21 protein-coding genes are annotated in these 24,831 nt (G+C 60.2%); 13 read left to right on the top strand and 8 right to left on the bottom strand.

The window, feature by feature from the left end:
- Positions 1–4 precede the first annotated feature (4 nt).
- Both BLR69_RS28530 and pcaR read right to left on the bottom strand, forming a co-directional pair.
- Positions 5–1,345 carry an MFS transporter gene (locus tag BLR69_RS28530; protein ID WP_071496867.1) on the bottom strand — a complete coding sequence of 447 codons (1,341 nt, stop codon included), beginning with the start codon at positions 1,343–1,345 and terminating at the stop codon, positions 5–7.
- Positions 1,346–1,489: 144 nt separating this feature from the next.
- Positions 1,490–2,332 (bottom strand): pca regulon transcriptional regulator PcaR, encoded by an 843-nt coding sequence (gene pcaR, locus BLR69_RS28525; RefSeq protein WP_071488865.1) that lies wholly within the window; start codon positions 2,330–2,332, stop codon positions 1,490–1,492.
- Between the two features lie 557 nt (positions 2,333–2,889).
- Between pcaR and BLR69_RS28520 the strand changes: the two genes are divergently transcribed.
- Together BLR69_RS28520 and BLR69_RS28515 are read left to right on the top strand one after the other, a co-directional pair.
- The gene (locus BLR69_RS28520) at positions 2,890–3,090 is read left to right on the top strand and encodes a hypothetical protein (RefSeq protein ID WP_071496868.1); all 201 of its coding nucleotides are present in this window, start codon (positions 2,890–2,892) and stop codon (positions 3,088–3,090) included.
- Between the two features lie 314 nt (positions 3,091–3,404).
- Positions 3,405–4,880, top strand: a complete 1,476-nt coding sequence (locus BLR69_RS28515) for an inorganic phosphate transporter (RefSeq protein ID WP_071496869.1) — start codon at positions 3,405–3,407, stop codon at positions 4,878–4,880.
- A gap of 143 nt (positions 4,881–5,023) precedes the next feature.
- Here the strand turns inward: BLR69_RS28515 and ccoM are convergent, their stop codons facing one another.
- Both ccoM and BLR69_RS30855 read right to left on the bottom strand, forming a co-directional pair.
- A complete protein-coding gene (gene ccoM, locus BLR69_RS31385; RefSeq protein ID WP_010212341.1) occupies positions 5,024–5,140 on the bottom strand; it encodes a cytochrome c oxidase subunit CcoM in 117 nt (38 codons plus the stop codon).
- A gap of 143 nt (positions 5,141–5,283) precedes the next feature.
- Positions 5,284–5,478: a hypothetical protein gene (locus BLR69_RS30855; RefSeq protein ID WP_134434970.1), complete on the bottom strand. Its 195-nt coding sequence runs from the start codon at positions 5,476–5,478 to the stop codon at positions 5,284–5,286.
- Positions 5,479–5,575: 97 nt separating this feature from the next.
- Between BLR69_RS30855 and BLR69_RS28510 the strand changes: the two genes are divergently transcribed.
- The 3 genes from BLR69_RS28510 to BLR69_RS28500 all read left to right on the top strand — a co-directional run bounded on the left by BLR69_RS28510 (position 5,576) and on the right by BLR69_RS28500 (position 8,181).
- The gene (locus BLR69_RS28510) at positions 5,576–6,442 is read left to right on the top strand and encodes a LysR substrate-binding domain-containing protein (protein ID WP_071496870.1); all 867 of its coding nucleotides are present in this window, start codon (positions 5,576–5,578) and stop codon (positions 6,440–6,442) included.
- A gap of 90 nt (positions 6,443–6,532) precedes the next feature.
- The gene (locus tag BLR69_RS28505; protein WP_071496871.1) at positions 6,533–7,003 is read left to right on the top strand and encodes a RidA family protein; all 471 of its coding nucleotides are present in this window, start codon (positions 6,533–6,535) and stop codon (positions 7,001–7,003) included.
- A complete protein-coding gene (locus BLR69_RS28500; protein WP_071496872.1) occupies positions 7,000–8,181 on the top strand; it encodes an aminotransferase class V-fold PLP-dependent enzyme in 1,182 nt (393 codons plus the stop codon). The genes BLR69_RS28505 and BLR69_RS28500 overlap by 4 nt, the downstream gene beginning before the upstream one ends.
- On the opposite strand, the gene BLR69_RS28495 is transcribed toward BLR69_RS28500, so the two are convergent.
- Positions 8,178–8,519 (bottom strand): hypothetical protein, encoded by a 342-nt coding sequence (locus BLR69_RS28495; RefSeq protein WP_058425221.1) that lies wholly within the window; start codon positions 8,517–8,519, stop codon positions 8,178–8,180. The two genes, BLR69_RS28500 and BLR69_RS28495, sit on opposite strands and share 4 nt — an antisense overlap.
- 219 nt (positions 8,520–8,738) lie before the next feature.
- On the opposite strand from BLR69_RS28495, the gene rapA reads away from it, so the two are divergent.
- The gene (gene rapA / locus BLR69_RS28490) at positions 8,739–11,585 is read left to right on the top strand and encodes an RNA polymerase-associated protein RapA (protein ID WP_071496873.1); all 2,847 of its coding nucleotides are present in this window, start codon (positions 8,739–8,741) and stop codon (positions 11,583–11,585) included.
- A gap of 167 nt (positions 11,586–11,752) precedes the next feature.
- Here the strand turns inward: rapA and BLR69_RS28485 are convergent, their stop codons facing one another.
- Positions 11,753–13,099 carry a spinster family MFS transporter gene (locus BLR69_RS28485; protein WP_071496874.1) on the bottom strand — a complete coding sequence of 449 codons (1,347 nt, stop codon included), beginning with the start codon at positions 13,097–13,099 and terminating at the stop codon, positions 11,753–11,755.
- A 251-nt stretch (positions 13,100–13,350) separates the two neighbouring features.
- On the opposite strand from BLR69_RS28485, the gene BLR69_RS28475 reads away from it, so the two are divergent.
- From BLR69_RS28475 to BLR69_RS28465, 3 genes are all read left to right on the top strand, one after another.
- Complete coding sequence (locus BLR69_RS28475; RefSeq protein ID WP_071496876.1) at positions 13,351–13,716, top strand: YkgJ family cysteine cluster protein; 366 nt, start codon at positions 13,351–13,353, stop codon at positions 13,714–13,716.
- Between the two features lie 139 nt (positions 13,717–13,855).
- Positions 13,856–16,120, top strand: a complete 2,265-nt coding sequence (locus tag BLR69_RS28470; RefSeq protein WP_071496877.1) for a putative bifunctional diguanylate cyclase/phosphodiesterase — start codon at positions 13,856–13,858, stop codon at positions 16,118–16,120.
- A 204-nt stretch (positions 16,121–16,324) separates the two neighbouring features.
- Positions 16,325–18,502, top strand: coding sequence for a hypothetical protein (locus BLR69_RS28465; RefSeq protein WP_071496878.1), 2,178 nt, complete (start codon positions 16,325–16,327; stop codon positions 18,500–18,502).
- Between the two features lie 36 nt (positions 18,503–18,538).
- Here the strand turns inward: BLR69_RS28465 and BLR69_RS28460 are convergent, their stop codons facing one another.
- Both BLR69_RS28460 and BLR69_RS28455 read right to left on the bottom strand, forming a co-directional pair.
- Complete coding sequence (locus BLR69_RS28460; RefSeq protein WP_071496879.1) at positions 18,539–19,630, bottom strand: hypothetical protein; 1,092 nt, start codon at positions 19,628–19,630, stop codon at positions 18,539–18,541.
- A 252-nt stretch (positions 19,631–19,882) separates the two neighbouring features.
- A complete protein-coding gene (locus tag BLR69_RS28455) occupies positions 19,883–20,194 on the bottom strand; it encodes a DUF2288 domain-containing protein (RefSeq protein ID WP_071496880.1) in 312 nt (103 codons plus the stop codon).
- Between the two features lie 341 nt (positions 20,195–20,535).
- Between BLR69_RS28455 and BLR69_RS28450 the strand changes: the two genes are divergently transcribed.
- The 4 genes from BLR69_RS28450 to livG all read left to right on the top strand — a co-directional run bounded on the left by BLR69_RS28450 (position 20,536) and on the right by livG (position 24,830).
- Positions 20,536–21,663, top strand: a complete 1,128-nt coding sequence (locus BLR69_RS28450) for a branched-chain amino acid ABC transporter substrate-binding protein (protein ID WP_071496881.1) — start codon at positions 20,536–20,538, stop codon at positions 21,661–21,663.
- 229 nt (positions 21,664–21,892) lie between these two features.
- Positions 21,893–22,816, top strand: coding sequence for a high-affinity branched-chain amino acid ABC transporter permease LivH (gene livH / locus BLR69_RS28445; RefSeq protein ID WP_058425229.1), 924 nt, complete (start codon positions 21,893–21,895; stop codon positions 22,814–22,816).
- Positions 22,813–24,066, top strand: coding sequence for a high-affinity branched-chain amino acid ABC transporter permease LivM (locus tag BLR69_RS28440; protein WP_071496882.1), 1,254 nt, complete (start codon positions 22,813–22,815; stop codon positions 24,064–24,066). Before livH ends, BLR69_RS28440 begins: the two co-directional genes overlap by 4 nt.
- Positions 24,063–24,830, top strand: coding sequence for a high-affinity branched-chain amino acid ABC transporter ATP-binding protein LivG (gene livG, locus BLR69_RS28435; RefSeq protein ID WP_058425231.1), 768 nt, complete (start codon positions 24,063–24,065; stop codon positions 24,828–24,830). Before BLR69_RS28440 ends, livG begins: the two co-directional genes overlap by 4 nt.
- The last annotated feature ends 1 nt before the right edge of the window (position 24,831 follow it).

The following is a 24,831-nucleotide window of genomic DNA, read 5'->3' as shown; positions in this document are numbered from 1 at the left end:
TGGATCAGGTGGCGTCGGCATGGCTGACCATGCCCTTGATCACCACGGCCGTGGTGGCCAATGCGGCCGGGATCACCAACGCGGTGAGCACTTGCTCGAAGTTCCAGCCCAGGCCCAGCAAGGTCGCGCCCATCCACGCGCCGAGGATCGCGCCGAAACGGCCGATGCCGAGCATCCACGACACACCCGTGGCACGGCCCTGAGTGGGGTAGAAACGTGCGGCCAGGGACGGCATCGCCGATTGCGCACCGTTGACGCACATGCCGGCAATCAGCACCAGGGTCGCGAGCAAGGTGATATTGCCCAGGCTCTGCCCGACCGCGTAGGCAAACACCCCGGCCAGCAGGTAGAACGTGCCGATGACCTTGTGCGGATTGAACCGGTCCATCGCCCACCCCACGCCCACCGCGCTCAACACGCCACCGAACTGGAACAACGCGCCGATAAACGCCGCCTGCTCCATGCTCGCGCCGCTGTCGCGCATCAGGGTCGGCAGCCAGCTGGTGAGCAGGTACACGATCACCAGGCCCATGAAGTAGGTCAGCCACAGCAACAACGTGCCAGCGCTGTAGGTGCCGGAGAAGATCACCGCAAACACGTTGCGCGCCTTCACGGTTTTTTGCTCGGGCACGCTGAAACTGCTGGCTTGGGCGACGATGTTCGGCTCGATGGGTGACAGGGTTTTGCGCACCTTGTCGGTCCCCCGGTTGCGCACCACCAGGTAGCGCGCCGATTCCGGCAGCCACACCAGCAACACCAGTGCCAGGATCAACGGCAGGATGCCGCCGATCAGCAACAGACTGTGCCAACCAAACGCCGGAATCAGTTTGGCCGAGATAAACCCGCCGCCGGCCATGCCCAGGTTGAAACCGCAGAACATGCTGGTCACCAACAACGACTTGTGGCGTTCAGGGGTGTATTCGGACAGCAGCGTGGTGGCATTCGGCATGCCAGCACCCAGGCCGAGCCCGGTCAGGAAGCGCAGCACCAGCAGTTGATCGACGTTGCTGCTGTAGGCCGACGCCAGGCTGAACGCGCCAAACACCAGCACCGCACCCACCAGCACCACTTTGCGACCAAAGCGATCCGCCAGCGGGCCGGAACCGAGTGCGCCGAAGACCATGCCGATCAACGCGGCACTCATCACCGGGCCGAGGCTGGCGCGATCGATCCCCCAATCCTGGGACAGCGCCGGCGCGATAAAGCCCATGGCGGCAGTGTCGAGGCCGTCGAGAAAAACAATCAGGAAACACAGGATCACCACGCGCCACTGATAGCGCGACAGTGGCTGGGTGTTGATGAAGGACTGCACGTCCAAGGGGGTACCGACAGAGGGCTGATTCATTGTTTTTATTTCCACACCGATGGCGGGCTGACGACCTTGGGCCGTCGTTATTATTGCGCGCTCCCTAGAGCGCTGCCGCACAGTAATAAGCCAGGGAAAACAGCGCAATTGACCAAACCGGGATCTGTGCGGTCACCGAACAGCTTAGGCAAACAGTTGCGCACTCAACTCGCGGCTGGCGCTGAGCATGCTCGGCAGGAAGCGCTGCTCCAGCTCGCTGCGGCTGACCCGGCCGGCGTGGGTGCTGACGTTCAGCGCAGCCAGTACCTGGCCCGAGGCGTCATACACCGGCACCGCGATGGAGCGCAGGCCCTGCTCCAGTTCCTGGTCGACGATGCACCAGCCTTGCTGACGCACCTGTTGCAGGCAGTCGAACAGTGCGGCGGGCGTAGTCAGGGTGCGACTGGTCTTGGTCTGCAGGTCGGCGTGGTCGAGGTAATCCTGCAGCGAGGCGTCATCCAGCGCCGCGAGCAGGATGCGGCCCATGGAGGTGCAGTAGGCCGGCAGCCGTCCGCCCACCGACAGGTCCACCGAAATCAGACGCTGGGTCGTGGCCGAACGGGCGATGTAGAGAATGTCGTCGCCTTCGAGGGTCGCCATGTTGCAGGCTTCGTGGAGTTGCTCGCTCATGCGGTCCAGATAAGGCTGGGCCGACACCGCCAGTGGCGTGGACGACAGGTAGGCGTGGCCCAGGGTCAGGACCTTGGGCAACAGCGAATAAGTACGCCCGTCGGTGGTGGCGTAGCCAAGCTTGATCAAGGTGTGCAGGCACCGGCGCACGGCGGCGCGGGGGATTTCGGTGCGGTGGCTGATCTGGGCAATGGTGAGGTGGCGCTTGCGTTCCTGGAACGCCTGCACCACGGCCAGGCCACGGGCCAGGGAGGTCATGAAGTCCGGATCACCGGTAAACGCCTGGATACGCTTGGCCGGGGACGCAACGATCGGCGGCGCCACTGACGCGAAAGAGTTGCGCAATTGATCGTTCATGTCGGGATCCTTTGTCTTATTGTCAACCGAGGGGGAGGTTTTGCCACTATTACAAGCCGCGTCAGCCGAGATGCACAAGGCAGGGCCGACAACGTTGTGCGATTATCGGACGATCATTCGATTATCGCAATTTGCTCACAACCTCCCCCTCATCCACGGCGGATTGAAAAAAACCAGAGGCGTCTTATTAACGTCTGAAGTTTGGATGGATTCATGACACCCAATGTGTGCAATTACCAACCGGCGCGTGTAACAAAACACTCATACAAAGTTGACGGTTTTTAACTTTATACCGATAGTGTTGTTCAAATGCGCCGCTATAATGCACCCTGTGTACTGGTCCGCCCGGCTTCATTATCGCCAACGGAGCTGGCCACGTGATGCATAGGCCGTGCATCGTCGATAGCAACTACCTGCCTTGAATGACGGCACTAACAAGTGTTCACCCATGTCTGTTTCAAACTTGAACGCTACGGCGGTTCGACTTGAAACACCCCGAGGGCGCATTCCGGCATAACGCTGCAACGTATTTACACTCAACTCAATTAGGTAACGATGTGACAAAAGATGAACTGCGCGCGGAACTTGAGCGCCAGGAGCAACGTTACAAGGACGTTTACGGCGGGGAAGTCACCACCTACGCCGCCCAGCCTGAACCTGAACGCAAACCATGGCGCAAGCGCGCCAGCCTGCTCGACCAGGCATTTGCCCAGGAAATCCACAAGATTGAACAGGAACTCAAAACCGAAGAGCCCTGAGCGATTCGGTTTGAGCCTCGAGGTTTTGGCCCAGGTTGCTGGCACTTAGCTAGCAGCCAGAAATCTTGCACCCTACCAAGAACGGTAAAATTTCATACAAATGTTTCAGCCGTGACGTTTTTGTGACAATCCCCCGCTTCCGGCGCCCTCTGCTATATAAATCAAAGACTTGCCTAAGCCCCGAAAACCCTGGGATGCACGCCTTTTCCGGGATTTTTTTCAGGGAAGATTGTTACCGATGAGCAGCTAGTGCATCGATTACTGAGGTTTTCTGGCATAATCGCGCCCCCTTACGACCGGGTCAGAAAACCTTCATGATCGATTTATTCAGCGGACTGGATGCTTGGGTTCTCGTGAGCCTGTTGCTCGCCCTGGCCTTTGTCCTCGCCTTCGAGTTCATCAATGGCTTTCATGACACCGCTAACGCGGTGGCCACAGTCATCTATACCAAAGCCATGCCGCCACACCTGGCCGTGTTCTTCTCCGGGGTGTTCAACTTCCTCGGCGTGTTGCTCGGCGGTGTGGGTGTCGCCTACGCCATCGTGCACTTGCTGCCGGTGGAGTTGCTGATCAATGTGAACACCGGCCATGGCCTGGCGATGGTCTTCTCTTTATTGGCAGCAGCGATCACCTGGAACCTGGGCACCTGGTACTTCGGGATCCCGGCTTCCAGCTCCCACACGCTGATCGGCTCGATCCTCGGTGTCGGCCTGGCCAACGCCCTGATCAACGACATTCCCCTGGCTGACGGTGTGAACTGGCAGAAAGCAGTGGATATCGGTGCCTCCCTGATGTTCTCGCCGATGGCCGGTTTCCTCGTCGCAGCCCTGGTGCTGATCGGCCTGAAGTGGTGGCGTCCGCTGTCCAAGATGCACAAGACCCCGGACCAGCGCCGCAAGCTCGATGACAAGAAACACCCGCCGTTCTGGAACCGCCTGGTGCTGGTGATTTCCGCCATGGCCGTGAGTTTCGTGCACGGCTCCAACGATGGCCAGAAAGGCATCGGCCTGATCATGCTGGTGCTGATCGGTATCGTACCGGCGCAATTCGTGCTCGACCTGGGCAGCACCACCTACCAGATCGAACGGACCCGCGACGCCACCGTGCATTTGAGCCAGTTCTACCAGCGCAATAACGCCACGCTCGGCGAGTTCCTGGCCCTGGGCAAGAGCGTGCAGAACGACCTGCCAGGCAAGTTCCAGTGCAATCCACAGCAGACCGAGCCGACCATCAACGCGCTGGTCGACACGCTCAAAGGCGTGTCGGACTATCACTCGCTGACGGCTGACCAGCGTATTGAAGTGCGCCGCTATCTGCTCTGCCTGGACGACACCGCGAAGAAAGTCGGCAAGCTGCCAGGCCTGGATGCCCGTGAGAAATCCGACCTCGACAAGCTGCGCAAAGACCTGACCGCCACCACCGAATACGCCCCATTCTGGGTGATCCTTGCCGTCGCACTGGCCTTGGGCCTGGGCACCATGGTGGGCTGGAAGCGTGTAGTACTGACCATCGGCGAGAAGATCGGCAAGCAGGGCATGACCTATGCCCAGGGCATGTCGGCACAGATCACCACCGCGACCATGATTGGCTTTGCCAACATCTTCGCGCTGCCGGTATCCACTACTCACGTGCTGTCGTCGGGCGTGGCCGGCACCATGGTCGCCAACAAAAGCGGCCTGCAGGGCGGCACCGTGAAGACCATTCTGATGGCATGGGTACTGACCCTGCCAGCAACCGTGGCCCTTTCGGCCGGGTTGTTCTGGTTGGCTTCCAAGGCCTTGGGCAGCTGATAAGCCGCCTGCAATAAAAAAGGTGCGATCCGCGAGGGTCGCACCTTTTTTTATGCCGATCACTATTGCGTTAATTCCGGCGCAAAAAAAAGGGCGACCGAAGTCGCCCAAAATGCCTTGCGTGCTCATGTAACCTGGAAAAACTATGGTTTTTTCCGCTTGTTCGCGTCTTTCCAGATAAAAATTCCAAACCCTACAAAAAACATCACCATGAGGCTTACGGTCAGCACTCCGGCGAACACCACATTATCGATAAACATGACCGGCCTCCTGCGCTTGCCCTGTTGCGATAGGGCTAAGTTAATGGAGAAGGCGGATTGGAAAATTGACGGGGATCAATGTCGCCCGCGACGGGGCGTAAAGAAGGGCAATAACTGACCTGCATCAATGGATGCAGGCTGTTTCAACGCTTTTTGGGTTTGTTCTTCGGTTTTTTCTTCACTTTGCCGAGGGGCATTGCCTGTTCAAATGCCTGGCGGACTTCATTCAGGCGTTTGTCATTGAGGTCATGCACGCGCTTGGCACGCTCGGCATTCAGGTCGATCAGCTTGTCGTCTTCACTCATGGCTTGGCTTACGTCGTGGAGGGAATGGTCCAATAATGCGGCCTCCCCCGCTCAACGGCAAATCAGCGGGCGACAAAAGGCAGGTCATCGCACAAAATCGCTATTTTTCCGAACCAGGAGATTCACCCAGGTGGCACTGCACAAGGACCTTCCGCCGCTGCTGGCGCTGCGCGCCTTCGAAGCCGTGGCGCGGCACTTGAGTTTTATCAAGGCCGCCAGCGAGTTGTCTGTGACCCAGAGCGCGCTGAGCCATCAGGTGCAAAAGCTTGAGCAGCATCTGGGCAAACCCTTGTTTATCCGACGCACCCGTGCGATCGATCTGACCACAGACGGCCAACAGTACTACGACGAAATCCGCCCAGCCCTCGATGCCATCGCCGCCGCCACACGCGCCCAACGGGTCACCCCCAGCGCCACCGTGCTGCGCATCGGCTTGCTGGCCTCCTTTGCGACCCTGTGGCTGGCGCCCCGCCTGGCAGGCTTCCTCAATCGCTACCCACATATCCAGGTGGAATTGTTGCCGGCCATTCAACTGGCAGACGTGGCAGGTGCGGAGGTCGACCTGGCCATCCGTTATGGCAAAGGCGACTGGCCCGATGTGCAGGCCACGCGACTGATGCCGGAAATCATCTCGCCGGTGTGCAGCCCGACGTTCAAGGCAACGCAAGACAGCCCATTGCTGATGGCCACTTCGCACCGCCCCTTTGAATGGACCGACTGGTCCGAGCACTATCAGGTCGACCTCGGTCACCACCCCCGCGTGATGCTGCACGACTACAACATCGTGGTCGAAGCCGCCGTTGCCGGCCAGGGCATCGCCATGGGCCGTCATCGCCTGATCGAGCGCAGGCTGCAGGACGGCAGCCTGGTGGAGGCCTTCGATTGGCCGCCCTATCACAGCGACATCGGCTACTGGCTGATCGCACCTCAAGGCACCCCCAGCGAAGCCGCCGCGTGTTTCAGCCAATGGCTGAAGGAAACCTGCACAGACACGTGAGTTTTTTCGATACATCGCGTGAGATCTATCCGTTTGTCGCCCTTCAATACAGCCAACATGCTGAAGCCTCCCGACCCAAGAGGATTCATCATGAGCGACTCCCTCCGCCAACGCGCGCAAGCCCTGGGCCTCACGCTGCCCACCCCCAGCCAGCCGATCGCCAATTACATCAACCACGTGATCAGCCAGAATCATCTGTACGTCTCCGGGCAAATCCCGCTGGTGGAGGGTAAACCCGCCTACGTGGGCCGACTGGGGGAGTCCGTCAGCGATGAAGAAGGCACACAAGCAGCGGAACTCGCTGCCCTGGGCCTGTTGGGGCAGTTGAGCAATGCCCTTGGCGATGACCTGTCGCGCCTGGTGCGCACCGTGCGCCTGGGTGTATTCATCGCCAGCAGCGGAGACTTCAAGCAACAGAGCGTGGTCGCCAACGGCGCATCCAACCTGCTGGTCAATGCCCTTGGCGAGAAAGGCCGGCATGTGCGCACCGCCGTCGGCGTGTCCAGCCTGCCGGCCGGTGTGGCCGTGGAGGTTGATGCGATTTTCGAGCTGCGACCATGAGCCCGCTCGAAGTTCAGCACCTACGGGATGACACGCCCGGCTGCCAATCCGGCATCGTGCACTTCAACCATGCCGGCGCCTCGCTGCCCAGCCAGGCAACCCTCGACGCGATCTTCGAACAACTGCAACGGGAGGCTCGCGACGGCCCGATGGAAGCCGGCGAACATGGCGCCGTGCTGGTGGAAAGAGCCCGCCGCGCCGCCGCACAACTGCTCAACGCTCCGGCCTCATCCATCGCGTTTGCCAGCAGTGGTTCGACCGCCTGGAGCCTGGCGTTCCAGGCCCTGGGCCCCTGGCAACCCGGCGACCGAATTCTGGTAGGCCGTCACGAATGGGGCGGCAACCTGGCCAGCATGGAACTGGCGGTGCAAGCGGGTGCCCACGTGGAAGTCATCCCCTGCGATGCAAGCGGCGCGGTCTGCCCGGTGGCGTTGGAGTCGATGCTCGATGCCAAGGTGAAGCTGATCGACCTTACGTGGCTCCCCGCCAACGGCGGCCTGATCAACCCCGCCCAGGCCATCGGTGACCTGGCCAGGCGTCACGCCATCCCCTACTTCATCGACGCCGGCCAGGCCGTCGGCCAGGTGCCGGTGGACGTACAAGCATTGCAGTGCGATGTGCTCAAGTCCGCCGGAAGAAAGCATCTGCGCGGTCCACGCGGGACGGCGCTGTTGTATGTGCGGCCGGATTTCCTCGGGCGCCTGAACCCGGCCCAACGCGATGTGTTTTCGGCGCCCTGGACCGCCCAGGGTTTCGACCTGCGCAATGACGCACGGCGTTTTGAAACCAGCGAGGCATCCTTCGCCTTGCTGGCCGGGCTGGGCAATGCGCTGCAGGAGATGAATCGGCTGGGTATCGAACGCGTGTGGGAGAGGGTTTCGCAGACCAGCGCGCGAATTCGCGAAGCGTTACGTGGGATCGCGGGCATTACCCTGCATGACCTGGGCACTCGCCAGTCCGGCCTTATCGCCTTCAACCTGGCTGGCTGGGATGCCTTTGAACTCAAGCGGCGCCTGGGCTTGAAGCGCATCAACATCGGCGCCAACGGCGTGGCCTACACTCCGCTGGATATGCAGGCGCGTGGCCTGCAAAGCGTGGCGCGGATCTCGGTGAGCCCGCTCAACAATGAGGACGATATAGAGTTGCTGCTAGCGGCCCTGAGGGAACTGCGCGACTAAACCTCGACGTCCACCCACAGCCCCTGGCGCGGCGCATCTTCGATCAGCGGCGCCACTGGCACGGTGTTGTCGGCATTCAACACATCGCCCGGAATGGCCAGGTGCTGCTCCGGGTCTTCATCGGCTTCACGCCGGCGTCTCTGCTGTTCCTGCTGACGGCGCTGTTCTTCGCGCAGCAAAAAGGTCGACGTCTCGGCATCGCCCTTTTTCAGGTCGATGGTGCTCTCGTTGGAGCCCGGCTGGACCGGCACCACGGGCGGGATGTCCGGCTTCTGGCGCACCGGATCGAGTTGCGACGTGACCGGCACAACGCTGACGGGCAGCATGGGTGGCAGCATAGTGATTATTCTCCTGATCAACAGGCTGTCGGCGGGTTGCAGGGTGACTTGAGCACAGGCTCGCAAACCTGTGACCCAGTCGACACTCCCAAGTGCCCGCCACCCGTCGATTCAACTTCCGATGCATGCCGCCAAGGGAGTAGTTTTTGTCAGAGTCCTTGGGCGTGGGGGCTTGTTCCGTTAAGATAGTCGGCTTTTTCACGGCGGGAGTCAGGCAGCATGGCGCAGCAGTATCAACCGGGGCAACGCTGGATTAGTGACAGCGAAGCAGAGCTGGGGTTAGGCACCGTTCTGGCACAGGACGGGCGCTTGTTGACCGTGCTCTATCCGGCCACTGGCGACACTCGTCAGTATGCGCTACGGAATGCGCCCCTCACCCGCGTGAGGTTCTCGCCGGGCGACACCATCACCCATTTCGAAGGCTGGAAAATGACCGTGCAGGAAGTCGACGACGTCGACGGCCTGCTGGTGTACCACGGCCTCAATGGGCAAAACGAGCAGGTCACCCTGCCAGAAACCCAACTCTCCAACTTCATCCAGTTCCGCCTGGCCAGCGACCGTCTGTTCGCCGGGCAGATCGACCCGCTGGCCTGGTTCTCGCTGCGCTATCACACCTTGGAACACACCAGCCGCCAATTGCAGTCCTCGTTGTGGGGCCTGGGTGGCGTGCGTGCGCAACCTATTGCACACCAACTGCACATCGCCCGAGAAGTCGCCGACCGTATCGCGCCACGGGTCTTGCTGGCCGACGAAGTGGGCCTGGGTAAAACCATCGAAGCCGGCCTGGTGATCCATCGCCAACTGTTGTCGGGCCGCGCCAACCGCGTGTTGATCCTGGTTCCGGAAAACCTGCAGCACCAATGGCTGGTGGAAATGCGCCGCCGTTTCAACCTGCAGGTGGCGCTGTTCGACGAAGAACGCTTTATCGAAAGCGATGCCACCAACCCGTTCGAAGACACCCAGTTGGCCTTGGTGGCCCTGGAGTGGCTGGTCGACGACGAGAAGGCCCAGGACGCGCTGTTTGCCGCCGGTTGGGACCTGCTGGTGGTCGACGAAGCCCACCACCTGGTGTGGCATGAAGACAAGGCCAGCCCGGAATACGCGCTGGTCGAGCAACTGGCCGAAGTGATTCCCGGCGTGCTGCTACTCACCGCCACCCCCGAACAACTGGGCCAGGACAGCCACTTCGCGCGCCTGCGCCTGCTGGACCCGAACCGTTTCCATGACCTCGCCGCCTTCCGCGCCGAGAGCGAGAACTATCGCCCGGTAGCCGAAGCCGTGCAGGAGCTGCTGGACAAGGGCCGCCTGTCCCCTGCCGCACACAAGACCATCCAGGGTTTCCTCGGCGACGAAGGTGAAGCCCTGCTCACCGCCGTCAACGATGGCGACACCGAAGCCAGTGCACGCCTGGTGCGCGAGCTGCTCGACCGTCATGGCACCGGCCGCGTGCTGTTCCGCAACACCCGCGCTGCGGTGCAAGGCTTCCCCGAGCGCAAGCTGCACGCCTATCCGCTGCCGAACCCGGACGAGTACCTGGAACTGCCGCTGGGCGAACACGCCGAGCTGTACCCGGAAGTCAGCTTCCAGTCGCAGCCGGATGTCGAAGAAGAAAACCGCTGGTGGCGCTTCGACCCACGGGTCGAATGGCTGATCGACCAGTTGAAGATGCTCAAGCGCACCAAAGTCCTGGTGATCTGCGCCCACGCCGAAACCGCCATGGACCTGGAAGACGCCCTGCGCGTGCGCTCGGGCATTCCGGCCACGGTGTTCCACGAGGGTATGAACATCCTCGAGCGTGACCGCGCCGCCGCCTACTTCGCCGATGAAGAGTTCGGCGCCCAGGTATTGATCTGCTCGGAAATCGGCAGTGAAGGCCGCAACTTCCAGTTCTCCCACCACCTGGTGCTGTTCGACCTGCCGTCCCACCCCGACCTGCTGGAACAGCGTATCGGCCGTCTGGACCGGATTGGCCAGAAACACGTGATCGAACTGCACGTGCCGTACCTGGAAACCAGCCCGCAAGAGCGCCTGTTCCAGTGGTACCACGAAGCGCTGAACGCGTTCCTCAACACCTGCCCGACCGGCAACGCCTTGCAGCATCAGTTCGGCCCGCGCCTGCTGCCGCTGCTGGAAAACGCCGACGACGGCGAGTGGCAAGCCCTGATCGACGAGGCCCGTGCCGAGCGCGAGCGCCTGGAAGAAGAGCTGCACACCGGTCGCGACCGCCTGCTGGAACTCAATTCCGGCGGCGCGGGTGAAGGCGATGCCCTGGTCGAAGACATCCTCGAGCAAGACGACCAGTTCGCCCTGCCGATCTACATGGAAACCCTGTTCGATGCGTTCGGTATCGACAGCGAAGACCATTCGGAAAACGCGCTGATCCTCAAGCCCAGCGAAAAAATGCTCGACGCCAGCTTCCCCCTGGGAGACGACGAAGGCGTGACCATCACCTACGACCGCAACCAGGCGCTGTCCCGTGAAGACATGCAGTTCATCACCTGGGAACACCCGATGGTGCAGGGTGGCATGGACCTGGTGCTGTCCGGTTCCATGGGCAACACCGCCGTGGCACTGATCAAGAACAAAGCGCTCAAGCCGGGCACCGTGTTGCTGGAACTGCTCTACGTCAGCGAAGTAGTTGCACCGCGTTCACTGCAATTGGGGCGCTACTTGCCGCCGGCCGCCCTGCGCTGCCTGCTGGATGCCAATGGCAACGACCTGTCGAGCCGTGTGTCATTCGTGACCCTCAACGACCAGCTGGAAAGCGTGCCACGGGCCAGCGCCAACAAGTTCGTGCAGGCCCAGCGCGACCAGCTAACGCCACGGATCAACGCCGGCGAAGAGAAGATCACTCCGCAACATGCCGAACGCGTGGCCGAGGCCAAGCGTCGCCTGGCGGCGGACACCGACGAAGAACTGGCGCGCCTGACTGCGTTGCAAGCGGTCAACCCGACCGTGCGTGACAGTGAGTTGGTGGCCCTGCGCAATCAGCGCGAGCAAGGTCTGGCCATGCTGGACAAGGCAGCGCTGCGGTTGGAAGCGATTCGGGTGTTGGTGGCGGGTTGATCACTGTCCTGTCCTGTTAAATGAAAAGGCCCGCGCAATGCGGGCCTTTTTCATTGGCCTTCGAGGCCCCATCGGGGGCAAGCCCCCTCCCACATTTGACGGTGTTGTCATGTCGATCACCGATCAATGGTGGGAGGGGGCTTGCCCCCGATGGCGTCACCTCAGTATCAAGCCGTCACCGCCGAAGCCGGCACCTCAACCGCCCCCAGCCCATCCTTCATCCGCTTGGCATCGCGCACAAAACTGCGCGACGCCTGGAACAGGAACAGCATGGTCAAAAACAACGCCACCGGAATCAGGTACATGGCGTCGTGCAATCCCACGGCCTTGTAAGCCTCGGTCATCTGCTCTGCCCCCGCCGCGTACATCGCCGAATGGGCAAAGTGGTCGGACAAGCCACCCACCACGATCGGCCCCATGCCACCGCCCAGCAAGTACAGGCCGGCGAAGAACAGCGCCATCGCCGTGGCCCGCAGGCGCGGCTCGACCACGTCCTGGATCGCTGTATACACGCAGGTGTAGAAGTTATAAGCGAACAACCAGCCCACACTGAACAGCGCCACAAACACACCAATCTCGATGCGCCCGGCGTGTAACGCCCACGCGGTGGTCACGGTAGAGATGATCAGGCTGAACGCCGCAAACAATAGGCGGCCATTGGCGACGCGCTGATGGATTTTGTCAGCAATCCAGCCGCCCAGGGTCAGGCCCACCAGGCCGGTCAGGCCGACAATCACACCCGTAGCAACCGCAGCATCCTGCAATGGCATCAGGAAGTAACGCTGCAACATCGGCACCAGGAACGAGTTGCAGGCATACGTCGCGAAGTTGAAGCACAACCCGGCCAGCACCAGCCACAGAAAGGTCGGCACCGCCAACACGCGGCGGATCGGGCGGTCGACGCGTTCCTGGGATACTTGTACGGTCTCTGCCGCGCCGCGCTTGGGTTCCTTGATATAGAACATGAACACCGCCAGGATCAGCCCCGGCACCGCAGCGATAAAGAACGGCGCACGCCAGCTGTCGAATGCCTTGACCATCCAGCCAATGGTGAAGAACGCCAGCAACAGCCCCAACGGCAGGCCCAGCATGAAGATCCCCATGGCCCGGGCGCGGCGGTGTGCCGGGAACAGGTCGCCAATCAGCGAGTTGGCAGCCGGGGCATAGCTGGCTTCGCCAATGCCGATGCCCATGCGCACCAGTAGAAACGTCCAGAAGCTGCCGACCAGGCCATTGACCGCCGTCAGCCCGCTCCAGGCGAACAGGCCCCACCCCATCAGTTTGCTGCGCGAGCCGGTGTCGGCCAGGCGCCCGAGCGGCAGCCCGGCAATGGCGTAGACGATGGTGAAGGCGGTGCCGATGATGCCGAGCTGGAAGTCGCTCAGGTGCCATTCCATGCGGATTGGCTCGATGATGATCGCCGGGATGGTGCGGTCGAAGAAGTTGAACAGGTTGGCGAGGAACAGCAGGAACAGAATGCGCCAGGCATTCGCCGCTTGGGTCGAGTTCTGCATGGGTCCGTCTCTTTTATTGTTATGAGAGCTGCGATGCCCGATGCATCCTGCCCGGTACCTGCAACATAGTCAGGCAGGGCCCGGTTGTCTGTAATGATTCGTAAAGCTGATAGGGCATGATTTCGCCCGGCAACACGGGACTTTCCCCACAAAAATATAAGTGCGCGCCCCCCTTCCCAATGGCCATGGCACGGATAGAATGGCGAGCCTTCCGTAGCATCCCCAACCTACTTTTCTTATCGATGACGCCCATGTCCGAAGCCAGTCCGTGTCTGAATTGCGGTGCCTGCTGTTCACACTTTCGTGTGTCTTTCTTCTGGGGTGAGTGCGCCTCGTCGGGGGGCACGGTGCCCGATGACCTGGTGGTGCAGATCAACCCGACCCGCGTGGCCATGATCGGCACCGACCAGAAACCCGCGCGCTGCTGCAGCCTGGAGGGTGAAGTGGGCGAAGGCACCCGCTGCACGATCTACGAAAAGCGCTCAAGCGTGTGCCGTGAGTTCGAGTCCTCGTGGTACCAGGGCGTGCACAACGCCGATTGCGATGCAGCCCGAGCCGCCTTTGGCCTGGCACCGCTGGAAGAGCCTTTCGAACTGGCGTTGCCGATCAGCGCTTAGCATCAAACGCTATGGACGGCATGCCAAAATCGTAGAGAAGCAAAGTGCCATTACGACTTGCGAAATCTCCTACGCTTCTATACTCGACCTCATAGGTCATCGCCTAAGGCAGTGACGTGACTCTATGACGGGACATGCTATGGAATGGCTAGGTCTGCATTTTTTTACCGAGCTTCCAGAGAGCGGGCACTTATTACTCAATTGCAGTCATAACCCCTTTTTGGTGCTGCTCGCCTATCTGGTCGCATGCGCGGCCGGCTTCGGCACGCTGGACATGGCCGAACGTGTCGGCCATGTCGAGGACGCCACCGCCAGGCGCCATTGGCGCTGGCTCGGTGCCGGTTGCCTGGCAGGCGGGATCTGGTCAACCCACTTCATCAGCATGCTGGCGTTCCAGGCCCCCATCGCAATCCACTACGAATTGTTGATGACATTTGCTTCGCTGTTGATTGCGTTGGTCGCCTCGTTGTTCGCCATGCAGACCCTCAGTCATTCCAACCTGCGTTTCCACCAGTACCTGCTGGCGTCGGTGTGGATGGGCATTGGCATCGCCCTGATGCACTACGTCGGTATGTCAGCCATGCGCTCGCAGGCCCAGGTCTATTTCGAGTCGGGACTGTTCATGGCCTCGGTGGGTATCGCCATCGGTGCCAGCCTGGCTGCGCTGTTGCTGTCGAGCTACCTGCGTACCGGCGCCGGTGTGTTCCATCAACTGCTCAAGTACGCCGCCAGCCTGGTACTCGGCGCAGGGATCCTGAGCATGCACTTTACCGGCATGGCCGCCATGCAACTCATCGTTCCCACCGGGGCCGACCTTTCGTTGCCACTGGATAACAACCCCATTCAACTGGGCTTGTCGGTGGCCGTCATCACCCTGCTGGTGATCGGCAGCAGCATCAGCGCCGCCCTGGCCGACAAAAAACTGCAGCACAAGGAACGCGACCTGCGGCGGGTCAACGCCCTGCTCAGCGAACTCGACCAGGCCCGCGCGTCGCTGCAACAGGTGGCGCATTACGACGCCCTCACCAGCCTGCTCAATCGTCGCGGTTTCAACCAGATCTTTGCGGAGAAGCTCGCCGAAAAAACCGCGTCAAACGGCATGATGGCTGTGATCTTCCTCGATATCGACCACTTCAAACGCATCAATGACAGCCTCGGGCATGACGCCGGCGACCAGTTGCTCACCGCGCTGGCCGGGCATATCAAGGGCTCGGTACGCAGCCACGCGGATGTGGTGGCACGCTTTGGCGGCGATGAGTTCTGCATCCTGATCAGCATCCATCACCGCGACGAAGCGCGGCACCTGGCCCAGCGCATCATGCAGCAGATGAAAGAACCCATCGAACTGGCCGGCCGGCGCATGGTGATGACCACCAGTATTGGCATCAGCCTGTTCCCCGATGATGGGCTGACCTGCGAAGAGCTGCTGAAAACCGCCGACCTGGCGCTGTACCAGTCCAAGGACGCCGGGCGTAATAGCCTGAACTTCTTCAGCTCCAACCTGAAGACCCGCGCCTTCCTGGAACTGCAATTGGAGGAAGAACTGCGCGGCGCACTGCGCACCCGCAACCAACTGGTGTTGTTCTACCAACCGATCTTTGACATGAGACTCGGCAAGGTCACGCGGCTGGAAGCCTTGGTGCGCTGGCAGCATCCCCAGCATGGGTTGCTGGCGCCAGACCGGTTTATCGGCATCGCCGAAAGCAATGGGCTGATTGCCGAACTGGACCACTGGGTACTGCGCCAGGCCTGTCATGACCTGAGCCTGCTGTCTGACCGGGGCTACACCGATCTGACCATGGCGGTGAACTGCTCGGCGCTGAACCTGGCCCGTGATGAGTTGGCGGATGAAATTGAAGACGCCTTGCGCTTCAGCGGGATCGGCGCGAACCGCCTGGAACTGGAAGTCACCGAAAATGCGCTGATGGGCAACATCAGCAGCACCCTGGCATTGCTGCGGCAAATCCGCGCGCTGGGCGTGTCGCTGGCCATCGATGACTTTGGCACCGGCTACTCCTCCCTCGCCTACCTCAAGCGCCTGCCCCTCAACACGTTGAAGATCGATCGCTCGTTTATCCAGGATATTCCCAAGTCCACCGCCGATATCGAGATCGTCCAGGCAGTGATCGCCATGGCTCACACCCTGCACCTGGAGGTCGTGACCGAAGGCGTGGAAACCCAGGATCAGTTCGAACTGCTGCTCAAGCATGGCTGCGATTTCGTCCAGGGTTACCTGCTGAGCCCGGCAGTGCCGGCCAGTGACATTATTGGTGTGATGCAGGGCATCAACCTGCGTAACCCGCTGTACCCGCATAGCACACAGGGCGCCAAGGACAGCAGCGCACCCAAAGAGCATTCCCCAGGCCGCGGCGGCTCCACGTCCATCGTCAGGCCAATTCGCTGACGCCGAATCTTTGGCATTTCGCCATCACTTGCCTAAAGAACCCCGACGAACGGCCGATTCATCAGAGTCCGGCCGTGTTTTCCCTGAAATCATCGGGGTAAAACCCAATCGTCCAGGACAAGGACGCACTGTAAAGTCGCGAACACCCATTCCGTGATGGCCCCTTGATTTTCTTCAGCCATCCGCCCAGGCACATGGCGCACAATGACTTCTAAAAATAACTCTGCCACCGTGGTATCCGACGTGTTGCTCCCAGCTCCTGCGGACACACCCTCAGGTTCAAAGTCATTGAGCACCGCCCGCCCGCTGGCCACTCAGCAATACCTGTACTTCACCGAAACCAATACCGACCGCATCCTCGACAACCTCGACGGCCTGCGCGACATGGTGTTCCCGCGCCCGCCCCACCTCGAAGGCGACAGCGATCCGCGCAACGAACAGGAATTTCCCTCGGTGTGCCTGATCGGCCTGGGTCGCTGCGGTTCGAACATCGCGCTGGACGTGGCGGAACTGGTGTACAACGCGCGAAAGTTCTACCTGAACGAATTCAGCAACGAAGACAAGTCACAGGACAAGGGCTACAGCCCGGCCCAGTGGATTCGCAACAACCTGCGCCTGGGCAGCGGCAAGGCCAGCAAACCGGTGTTCCTGGTGGAACCGCTGGTGATGCTGGGTGACCTGGACAAAGACATCGCCGGGCGCATCCGTTTCTCGCGCAAAGGCGAGAAAAGCGGTTTCCTGCGCGATTACAGCAAGATGAAAATCATGGACCTGTCGGAAGTCCATGCCGGCGGCGCCGGCAATGCGCCGATCCTCGGCCAGTACCTGGCCAAGATCATCCTGAACAAAGACACCCAGCGGTTTTCCAGCCCCGACTGGAAGATGATCCACTCGTACCTGATCGACTCCTGCGGCATCAAGGCCAACCAGTCGCGCCTGTACTTCTCGATCTTCAGCGCCGGCGGCGGAACGGGTTCAGGTATGGCCTCGGAGTTCGGCCTGGCCCAGCAACACTCGTACATGAACAAGACCTTCGACACCAAGCCCGCCGATGAGCACGACAGCAAGAGCGGCCACGCCTTTGTGTTCGAGCCGATCTTCACCAGCGGCATCTGCGTGCTGCCGAACATTTCCGACCACCGCAGCGAAATGTCCGAGGCGCTGCACATCAACGCCGGGCGACTGCTGTGCAAATACCTGTCGGAAGAATGGGATTTTTCGTACAACTTCGCCAATGAAGACAGCAGCGAAGCCAGCGTGAAGGGGCGTATCCGGCCGTGGAACGCGATGATGCTGATCTCCAACGACATCATGCGTTATGCCGAAGAAAGCGATGACGGCAATATCCAGAACATCGACGTCAATGCCATGGAAAAGCACGCCAACCAGTACATTTCCCAGCAGATCTTCAACATCCTCACCGCCCAGGCCGTGACCACCGACTACGACCAGAACTACTTCCGGCGCGCCGGCATCGACATCGGCGAAACCATTCGCCTGGATGCCAACGACCTGTTCATGAGCCTGGCCGGCCCGGTGGCGATTGCCTACGCCGAGTCCGTGGTCCCGGAAACCCCCGCGCCGTCGAACGACAAGTTCAAGGTGTTCGAGAAAGAGCCGCAGCGCCTGAACATCGACGACCTGTTCTTCCGTTCCATCGACCTGCCGCACTTCAACAAGGTCACCCAGGCCATCGAAGGCATCAGCCTGTTGCCAATCGAATCCAAGCGCTACAAGGCGTCCCTGGAACAGTACAAGAACTCTGGCTACGACGCCGCCGCGCTGCATGACCTGCACTTCTTCAAGAACTGCTCGTCGGTGGTGTCGATTGTGTCGCTGCCCAAGGACTACAAGCTGTCCTACATGGACTTGAACCGGCTCAAGACCCACCTCAACAGCCTGTTCCCCAACACCACGCTCAAGCGCTACGCCCTGGTGATCGGCGCCTCGGCCAACCTGTCGCTGACCACCCTGATCGCCAAGAGCCCGTGCCTGTCGGATGACTTCCTCACCTTGATCGTGGCCTTCATCAAACGCTGCTTTGCGCGTAACCCGTACCGCTTCGATGACACGCTGGACAACTCGATCCTGGACTTCATCATCCACGAGGACTTTGACGAAGACCGTATCGACGAGTTGCTCAACGAGTTCGAGAACCCGGCGAAAATCCTCGATACCAACTGGTACGCGATCAAGCCGATGTATGAGAAGAAGTACCGCGAGTTGATCAACGACAAAGAGAAGTTTGTGTCGATCAACGATATTCGCCTTTCACGGGACTGTGTGAAGAAAGCGATCAAGTACTTGCGCGAGATCTACCGTCATCGCATCGGCAAGACCAAAGTGATTTCGTTGAACAACCACACCGGCAAGACCGGCTGACCCCTGGCGACGGCGCCATTCGGCGCCGTCACTGCTTCACTGGGCCATGCGTTGCTGCAGGTAGGCGACGATGGCTTGCTCGTCTGCGGACTTCGTCGGCCGGGGCAGTTGCTGCGGCCACCTGGCGTCGTGTGCGTCGAAGAACTTCCTCTGTTCAGCTTCATCCCAACCACGAATTTCACGCGAAGCTGATTCCCACCAACCGTGTCGGCACACGTCGTAATAGGGATGCTCAGGTGCCGCACTGCCATAAAGCAAGTCGCGACCTACCCGTTTCACGTGCTTGCGTTGATTGCGCAGTTTCCATTTGATGCACAGCCGCTGCCAGGCTGACGGCACTGGCTTGAACTGCGGTACGTCCAGGCAACGCGCAAGCAGTTCGGTGCCGAAGGCTTCACCGTGAAGGCTGAAAAAATGCGCCTGCATGGCGTGGAAAAAACGCTTGTCGGCGTAATAGTGATGAACGAACTTCCTCGACTCGCACACCTTCTTGCCGTGCATGGCAAAGGAAATCGCGACTTGCTCGATGGTGTGGATGTCGAACGAATCCTGTGTCCACTCGTCGATCCAGCGGATCGCGGTTTCGAGCAGCGACGCATCACTGGCTTGCACACCACACAGGCCACTGTTGTAGAGTTTGAAGCTGTTGCCGGCAGAAACGCCATAGGCGCTCAGGTGCCGGCCAAGCTTGAGGTAATCCGGGCGCTTGCACACGTAGTGCCAGTCGTATTCGAACTCGTCCATCACATACTGATCAGGCTGGATAAGCTCAAACACGCGATGCGGGGATTTGAGGAACACGGTGTCGGTATCAACGAACAGGGTTTTGTCCGCCAGCGTCAACCCTTGGGCGATTGCGCAGGCCTTGCGCCGGTGCAGGTAGCCATTCTCACCCTGCCATTGGGTCAGGGTCTGTTCGTCCAGCTCAATGGTCTCCACCGGCCAGCCGATGAAATCCTGGGGGCGGTCGGTCATGACCCGGATGCACAGCGACTCGCCCTGCTTGAGCTGCGCCAGGGCTGTAAGGATGCTGAACTTGGCCTCGCGCCGATAAACATCTTGTTCACCGTAGATAAGGTAAAGCAACTGATGCGAGGGTTTCGCTGAAGTGGGCAGCGCTGGCGACATGACGGGCTCCGTGTGACAGGCCGCGCACTTTACCGGAAATTCAGCGCTTCCTACTGCCCCAATCCGACAATCGCCAGACATTTTAAACGCCGAGAAACAATTCTCCTGCCTTTTCAGCCGTGGAAAAACTGTTCCCATGACGTGCGCGTCACCCTGGGCTGTGACGTTTCTCCACGGCAAGGTGCCATCACGGTACGAGCGGTTACTCCGCTACACACTTTTAAAGCGAAAAACCACGCACTGTTTTAGTGCTCACATTGCCGCCGCCGCCCTTTCCTGGATCAGGATCCAAGGCGAAACCACCACCGCCCACAGCCTCGGGTCGCGCTCCACCAGGTCCAATGCCCGCGTCGCAGACACTTCGCCAAGCGTCCCTGCGGCCAGCCAGGCAGCGACTTTATCGCGGTTGTCTTCGGCCATACCCTCGGCGGCTTCTATCAAATCCAGGCTCGCGTCGACCCACAATAGGGCACCCTTGGCAAAGAACGGCTCAAGCTCCTTCCAGGAAATTTCGGCGGTTTCACCGAGCAGCTTGGCATAGAGGGTGCTAGGTTCTTGCGTCATGGGAGTTCACCTGAATAAAAAATCGGCGCAATCATAACGTCGGGCGTCAGGCAGAAAAACCCAGTTGCAAATGCGTCATCGATTGAAAGTGTCAGGAAAGCCAAGGATTGCCCGAAACTCTGGCATCACCCCGCCGCAATTCTGTCTTTTTCTTTCATTTAAGCGACATACCCGGGTTTTGCCCCCAGCAGCCAGCTTGTCAAGCGATCAACCGGCGCTCTACACTGTACCGGTACAGTTGCCAGGGCACTGCCGGGGGGATATCCGAGATATCCGATCCGGTTCTGCAGCTCACAAGGCCGCTAGAACTATAAAAAATACAACAGTAAGAGTGGAGCACTATGAATAAGGCTACTAAGCAGATTTCCAAACTGTTTGCCGCTATGGTCCTGGCTGGGGTTGCCGGCCATTCGTTCGCAGCCGACACCATCAAGATCGGTATCGCAGGTCCTAAAACCGGTCCTGTGACGCAATACGGCGACATGCAATTCATGGGTGCCAAGCAAGCCATCGCCGACATCAACGCCAAGGGCGGCGTCGACGGCAAAATGCTTGAAGCCAAGGAGTACGACGACGCTTGCGATCCTAAACAAGCCGTTGCCGTGGCCAACAAAGTGGTCAACGACGGCGTCAAGTTCGTGGTCGGCCACCTCTGCTCCAGCTCCACTCAGCCAGCCTCCGACATCTATGAAGACGAAGGCGTGATCATGATCACCCCGGCTGCCACCAGCCCGGAAATCACTTCCCGTGGCTACAAACTGGTCTTCCGCACCATCGGCCTGGACAGCGCCCAAGGCCCTGCGGCCGGTAACTACATCGCCGATCACGTGAAGCCAAAAGTCGTTGCAGTCATTCACGACAAACAGCAGTACGGTGAAGGCATCGCCACCGCCGTTAAACAGACCCTCGAGAAGAAAGGCGTGAAAGTTGCCCTCTTCGAAGGCATCAACGCTGGCGACAAAGACTTCGGTTCGCTCATTCAGAAGCTCAAGCAAGCCAACGTCGACTTCGTCTACTACGGCGGCTACCACCCTGAGCTGGGCCTGATCCTGCGCCAAGCCAAGGAAAAAGGCGTGAACGCCAAGTTCATGGGCCCGGAAGGTGCCGGCAACGACTCCATCTCGCAAATCGCCCAGGGCGCTTCCGAAGGCCTGCTGGTTACCCTGCCGAAGTCGTTCGACACCGATCCAGCCAACAAGGCGATCGTTGAAGAGTTCACCAAGAACAAGCAGGACCCAACCGGTCCGTTCGTGTTCCCGGCCTACTCGGCTGTTGAAGTCATCGCCGGCGGTATCGCTGCCGCGAAGTCCGAAGACACCGCCAAAGTGGCAGCCGCCATCCACGCAGGCACCTTCAAGACCCCAACCGGCGACCTGAGCTTCGACGCCAAGGGCGACCTGAAGGACTTCAAGTTCGTGGTCTACGAATGGCACTTCGGTAAACCAAAAACCGAAGTTTCCCCTCAGTAAGCCAGGCATTACTGGTCCAGCAAGCCCACTGTGAAAGCAGTGGGCTTTGTTTTACGAGGTTTATGGGCCTGACACCCGCGATCCGGGCGCTGGCTCACCTGAAAATCTTAAAACCGTCACCAGCGGTTCGCTGGCAAACGCTTTGTGCAAATGTGCTCACAGAACACAGCACGGGGCCGGAACATGACTCCACCAGTGAAATGCGTATCGGGTTTTTAGGAGCGCTGTAATGCCTGAGATCTATCATTTTTTCCAAACGCTGGTTAACGGCATGACCGTTGGCAGCACCTATGCCTTGATAGCCATTGGCTACACAATGGTTTACGGCATCATTGGAATGATTAACTTCGCCCATGGCGAGGTGTACATGATTGGCTCCTACGTGGCCTTCATCGCCCTTGCCGGGCTGGCCATGCTGGGTATCCACTCCCTGCCGCTGTTGATGACCGCTGCGTTCCTTGCGTCGATCGTCGTGACCAGTGCCTATGGCTACAGTATCGAGCGCGTTGCCTACCGTCCCTTGCGTGGCAGCAACCGTTTGATCCCGCTGATTTCCGCCATCGGCATGTCGATTTTCCTGCAGAACACTGTACTGCTGTCCCAGGACTCCAAGGACAAGTCCATTCCCAACCTGATTCCGGGGAGCTTCTCCTTCGGCCCAGGCGGCGCACAAGAAGTGCTGATTTCGTACATGCAGGTCCTGGTCTTCGTCGTCACCCTGGTGGCGATGCTGGGCCTGACCCTGTTCATCTCCCGCTCCCGTCTGGGGCGTGCCTGCCGGGCCTGCGCCGAAGACATCAAGATGGCCAACCTGTTGGGCATCAACACCAACAACATCATCGCCCTGACCTTCGTGATCGGTGCTGCGCTGGCCGCCGTCGCGGCGGTGCTGCTGAGCATGCAGTACGGCGTGATCAACCCCAACGCCGGTTTCCTGGTAGGCCTCAAGGCTTTCACTGCGGCGGTATTGGGCGGCATCGGCAGTATCCCGGGCGCGATGCTCGGTGGCCTGGTGCTGGGTGTGGCTGAAGCCTTTGGCGCCGATATCTTCGGCGACCAATACAAGGACGTCGTGGCGTTCGGCCTGTTGGTTCTGGTGCTGTTGTTCCGTCCGACCGGCATCCTGGGCCGTCCGGAGGTTGAGAAAGTATGAGCAGATATCTTAAATCGGCGTTTTTCAGCGCCTTGCTGGTATGGGCCGTGGCCTTCCCGGTACTCGGCCTCAAGCTGAGCATTGTCGGCATCAACCTTGAAGTGCATGGCACAGGTCCCGTGACCCTGACCGTCATCGCCCTGTGTTCGGTGCTGATGTTCCTGCGCGTGTTGTTCAGCGATCAGTTCAATGCCTTGCTCAAGAGCAACCGTGGCCCGTTGGTATCGCCCAAGGTCAGCCAATTCCTGACCCTGCCGCGCACCCAGCGCTACATCATCATTGCCCTGATCATCGCCGCGTTGATCTGGCCGTTCTTCGGCTCGCGCGGTGCGGTCGACATCGCCACCCTGATCCTGATCTACGTGTTGCTGGGCCTGGGCCTGAACATCGTGGTGGGCCTGGCCGGCCTGCTCGACCTGGGTTACGTGGGCTTCTATGCCGTGGGTGCCTACACCTATGCGCTGCTCTCGCATTACCTGGGCTGGAGCTTCTGGGTCTGCCTGCCGCTGGCGGGAATGGCGGCGGCGACGTTCGGCTTCCTGCTGGGCTTTCCGGTGCTGCGCCTGCGCGGTGACTACCTGGCGATCGTGACCCTGGGCTTCGGTGAAATCATCCGCCTGTTCCTGCGCAACCTCACCGATATCACCGGTGGCCCCAACGGCATCAGCAGCATCCCCAAGCCGACGTTCTTCGGGCTGTCGTTCGACCGTTCCGCCGCTGAAGGCATGCAGACGTTCCACGAGTACTTCGGGATCGACTACAACCCGGTGAGCAAAGTGGTGTTCCTGTATCTGGTGGCGCTGCTGCTGGCATTGGCCGCCCTGTTCGTGATCAACCGCCTGCTGCGCATGCCCATCGGCCGTGCATGGGAAGCGCTGCGCGAAGATGAGATCGCCTGCCGCGCACTGGGCCTGAACCCGACCATCATCAAGCTCTCCGCCTTTACCCTGGGCGCTGCGTTCGCCGGTTTCGCCGGCAGCTTCTTCGCCGCGCGCCAAGGCCTGGTGACCCCGGAGTCGTTCACCTTTATCGAGTCGGCGATCATCCTCGCCATCGTGGTACTGGGGGGCATGGGCTCGCAACTGGGCGTGATCCTGGCGGCGATCGTGATGATCCTGCTGCCGGAGATGATGCGTGAGTTCAGCGAATACCGCATGTTGATGTTCGGCGCCATGATGGTGCTGATGATGATCTGGCGTCCTCAAGGTTTGCTCCCGATGCAACGCCCACACATGGAGCTGCGCAAATGAGCCGCGAGATCCTGAAAGTCGAAAACTTGAGCATGCGCTTCGGCGGCTTGCTGGCGGTCAACGGCGTGGCCCTGACCGTGAAAGAGAAACAGGTTGTAGCGCTGATCGGCCCCAACGGTGCCGGCAAGACCACGGTGTTCAACTGCCTCACCGGCTTCTACAAGCCGAGCGGTGGCAGCATTCTGCTGGACGGCCAGCCGATCCAGGGCCTGGCCGGTCACGAGATCGCCCGCAAGGGCGTGGTGCGGACCTTCCAGAACGTGCGCTTGTTCAAGGACATGACGGCGGTCGAGAACCTGTTGATCGCCCAGCACCGTCACCTGAACACCAACTTCTTTGCGGGATTGTTCAAGACCCCTTCGTTCCGCAAGAGCGAGCGCGAGGCCATGGAATACGCCGAGTACTGGCTGGACAAGGTCAACCTCACCGAGTTTGCCAACCGCCCTGCTGGCACCCTGGCCTACGGTCAGCAACGTCGCCTGGAAATCGCCCGCTGCATGATGACCCGCCCGCGGATCCTGATGCTCGACGAACCGGCCGCCGGCCTGAACCCCAAGGAAACCGAAGACCTCAAGGCGCTGATCAGCGTATTGCGTGAAGAAAACAACGCCACGGTGCTGTTGATCGAACACGACATGAAGCTGGTCATGAGCATTTCCGACCACATCGTGGTGATCAACCAGGGCACGCCTTTGGCCGACGGGACACCGGAGCAGATCCGCGACAATCCTGAAGTGATCAAAGCCTATTTGGGGGAAGCGTAAA

The sequence above is a fragment of the Pseudomonas azotoformans genome, assembly GCF_900103345.1.
Lineage (GTDB): Bacteria > Pseudomonadota > Gammaproteobacteria > Pseudomonadales > Pseudomonadaceae > Aquipseudomonas > Aquipseudomonas azotoformans.
Note: the sequence above shows the minus strand (reverse complement) of the source record. Positions and strands in the feature narration are given on the sequence as shown.

Coding starts and splice junctions, on each gene's coding strand:
- BLR69_RS28530 (WP_071496867.1), bottom strand. CDS start 1,345: ATGAATCAGCCCTCTGTCGGTACCCCCTTGGACGTGCAGTCCTTCATC.
- pcaR (WP_071488865.1), bottom strand. CDS start 2,332: ATGAACGATCAATTGCGCAACTCTTTCGCGTCAGTGGCGCCGCCGATC.
- BLR69_RS28515 (WP_071496869.1), top strand. CDS start 3,405: ATGATCGATTTATTCAGCGGACTGGATGCTTGGGTTCTCGTGAGCCTG.
- ccoM (WP_010212341.1), bottom strand. CDS start 5,140: ATGTTTATCGATAATGTGGTGTTCGCCGGAGTGCTGACCGTAAGCCTC.
- BLR69_RS28505 (WP_071496871.1), top strand. CDS start 6,533: ATGAGCGACTCCCTCCGCCAACGCGCGCAAGCCCTGGGCCTCACGCTG.
- BLR69_RS28500 (WP_071496872.1), top strand. CDS start 7,000: ATGAGCCCGCTCGAAGTTCAGCACCTACGGGATGACACGCCCGGCTGC.
- BLR69_RS28495 (WP_058425221.1), bottom strand. CDS start 8,519: ATGCTGCCACCCATGCTGCCCGTCAGCGTTGTGCCGGTCACGTCGCAA.
- rapA (WP_071496873.1), top strand. CDS start 8,739: ATGGCGCAGCAGTATCAACCGGGGCAACGCTGGATTAGTGACAGCGAA.
- BLR69_RS28485 (WP_071496874.1), bottom strand. CDS start 13,099: ATGCAGAACTCGACCCAAGCGGCGAATGCCTGGCGCATTCTGTTCCTG.
- BLR69_RS28475 (WP_071496876.1), top strand. CDS start 13,351: ATGTCCGAAGCCAGTCCGTGTCTGAATTGCGGTGCCTGCTGTTCACAC.
- BLR69_RS28470 (WP_071496877.1), top strand. CDS start 13,856: ATGGAATGGCTAGGTCTGCATTTTTTTACCGAGCTTCCAGAGAGCGGG.
- BLR69_RS28465 (WP_071496878.1), top strand. CDS start 16,325: ATGACTTCTAAAAATAACTCTGCCACCGTGGTATCCGACGTGTTGCTC.
- BLR69_RS28460 (WP_071496879.1), bottom strand. CDS start 19,630: ATGTCGCCAGCGCTGCCCACTTCAGCGAAACCCTCGCATCAGTTGCTT.
- BLR69_RS28455 (WP_071496880.1), bottom strand. CDS start 20,194: ATGACGCAAGAACCTAGCACCCTCTATGCCAAGCTGCTCGGTGAAACC.
- BLR69_RS28450 (WP_071496881.1), top strand. CDS start 20,536: ATGAATAAGGCTACTAAGCAGATTTCCAAACTGTTTGCCGCTATGGTC.
- livH (WP_058425229.1), top strand. CDS start 21,893: ATGCCTGAGATCTATCATTTTTTCCAAACGCTGGTTAACGGCATGACC.
- BLR69_RS28440 (WP_071496882.1), top strand. CDS start 22,813: ATGAGCAGATATCTTAAATCGGCGTTTTTCAGCGCCTTGCTGGTATGG.
- livG (WP_058425231.1), top strand. CDS start 24,063: ATGAGCCGCGAGATCCTGAAAGTCGAAAACTTGAGCATGCGCTTCGGC.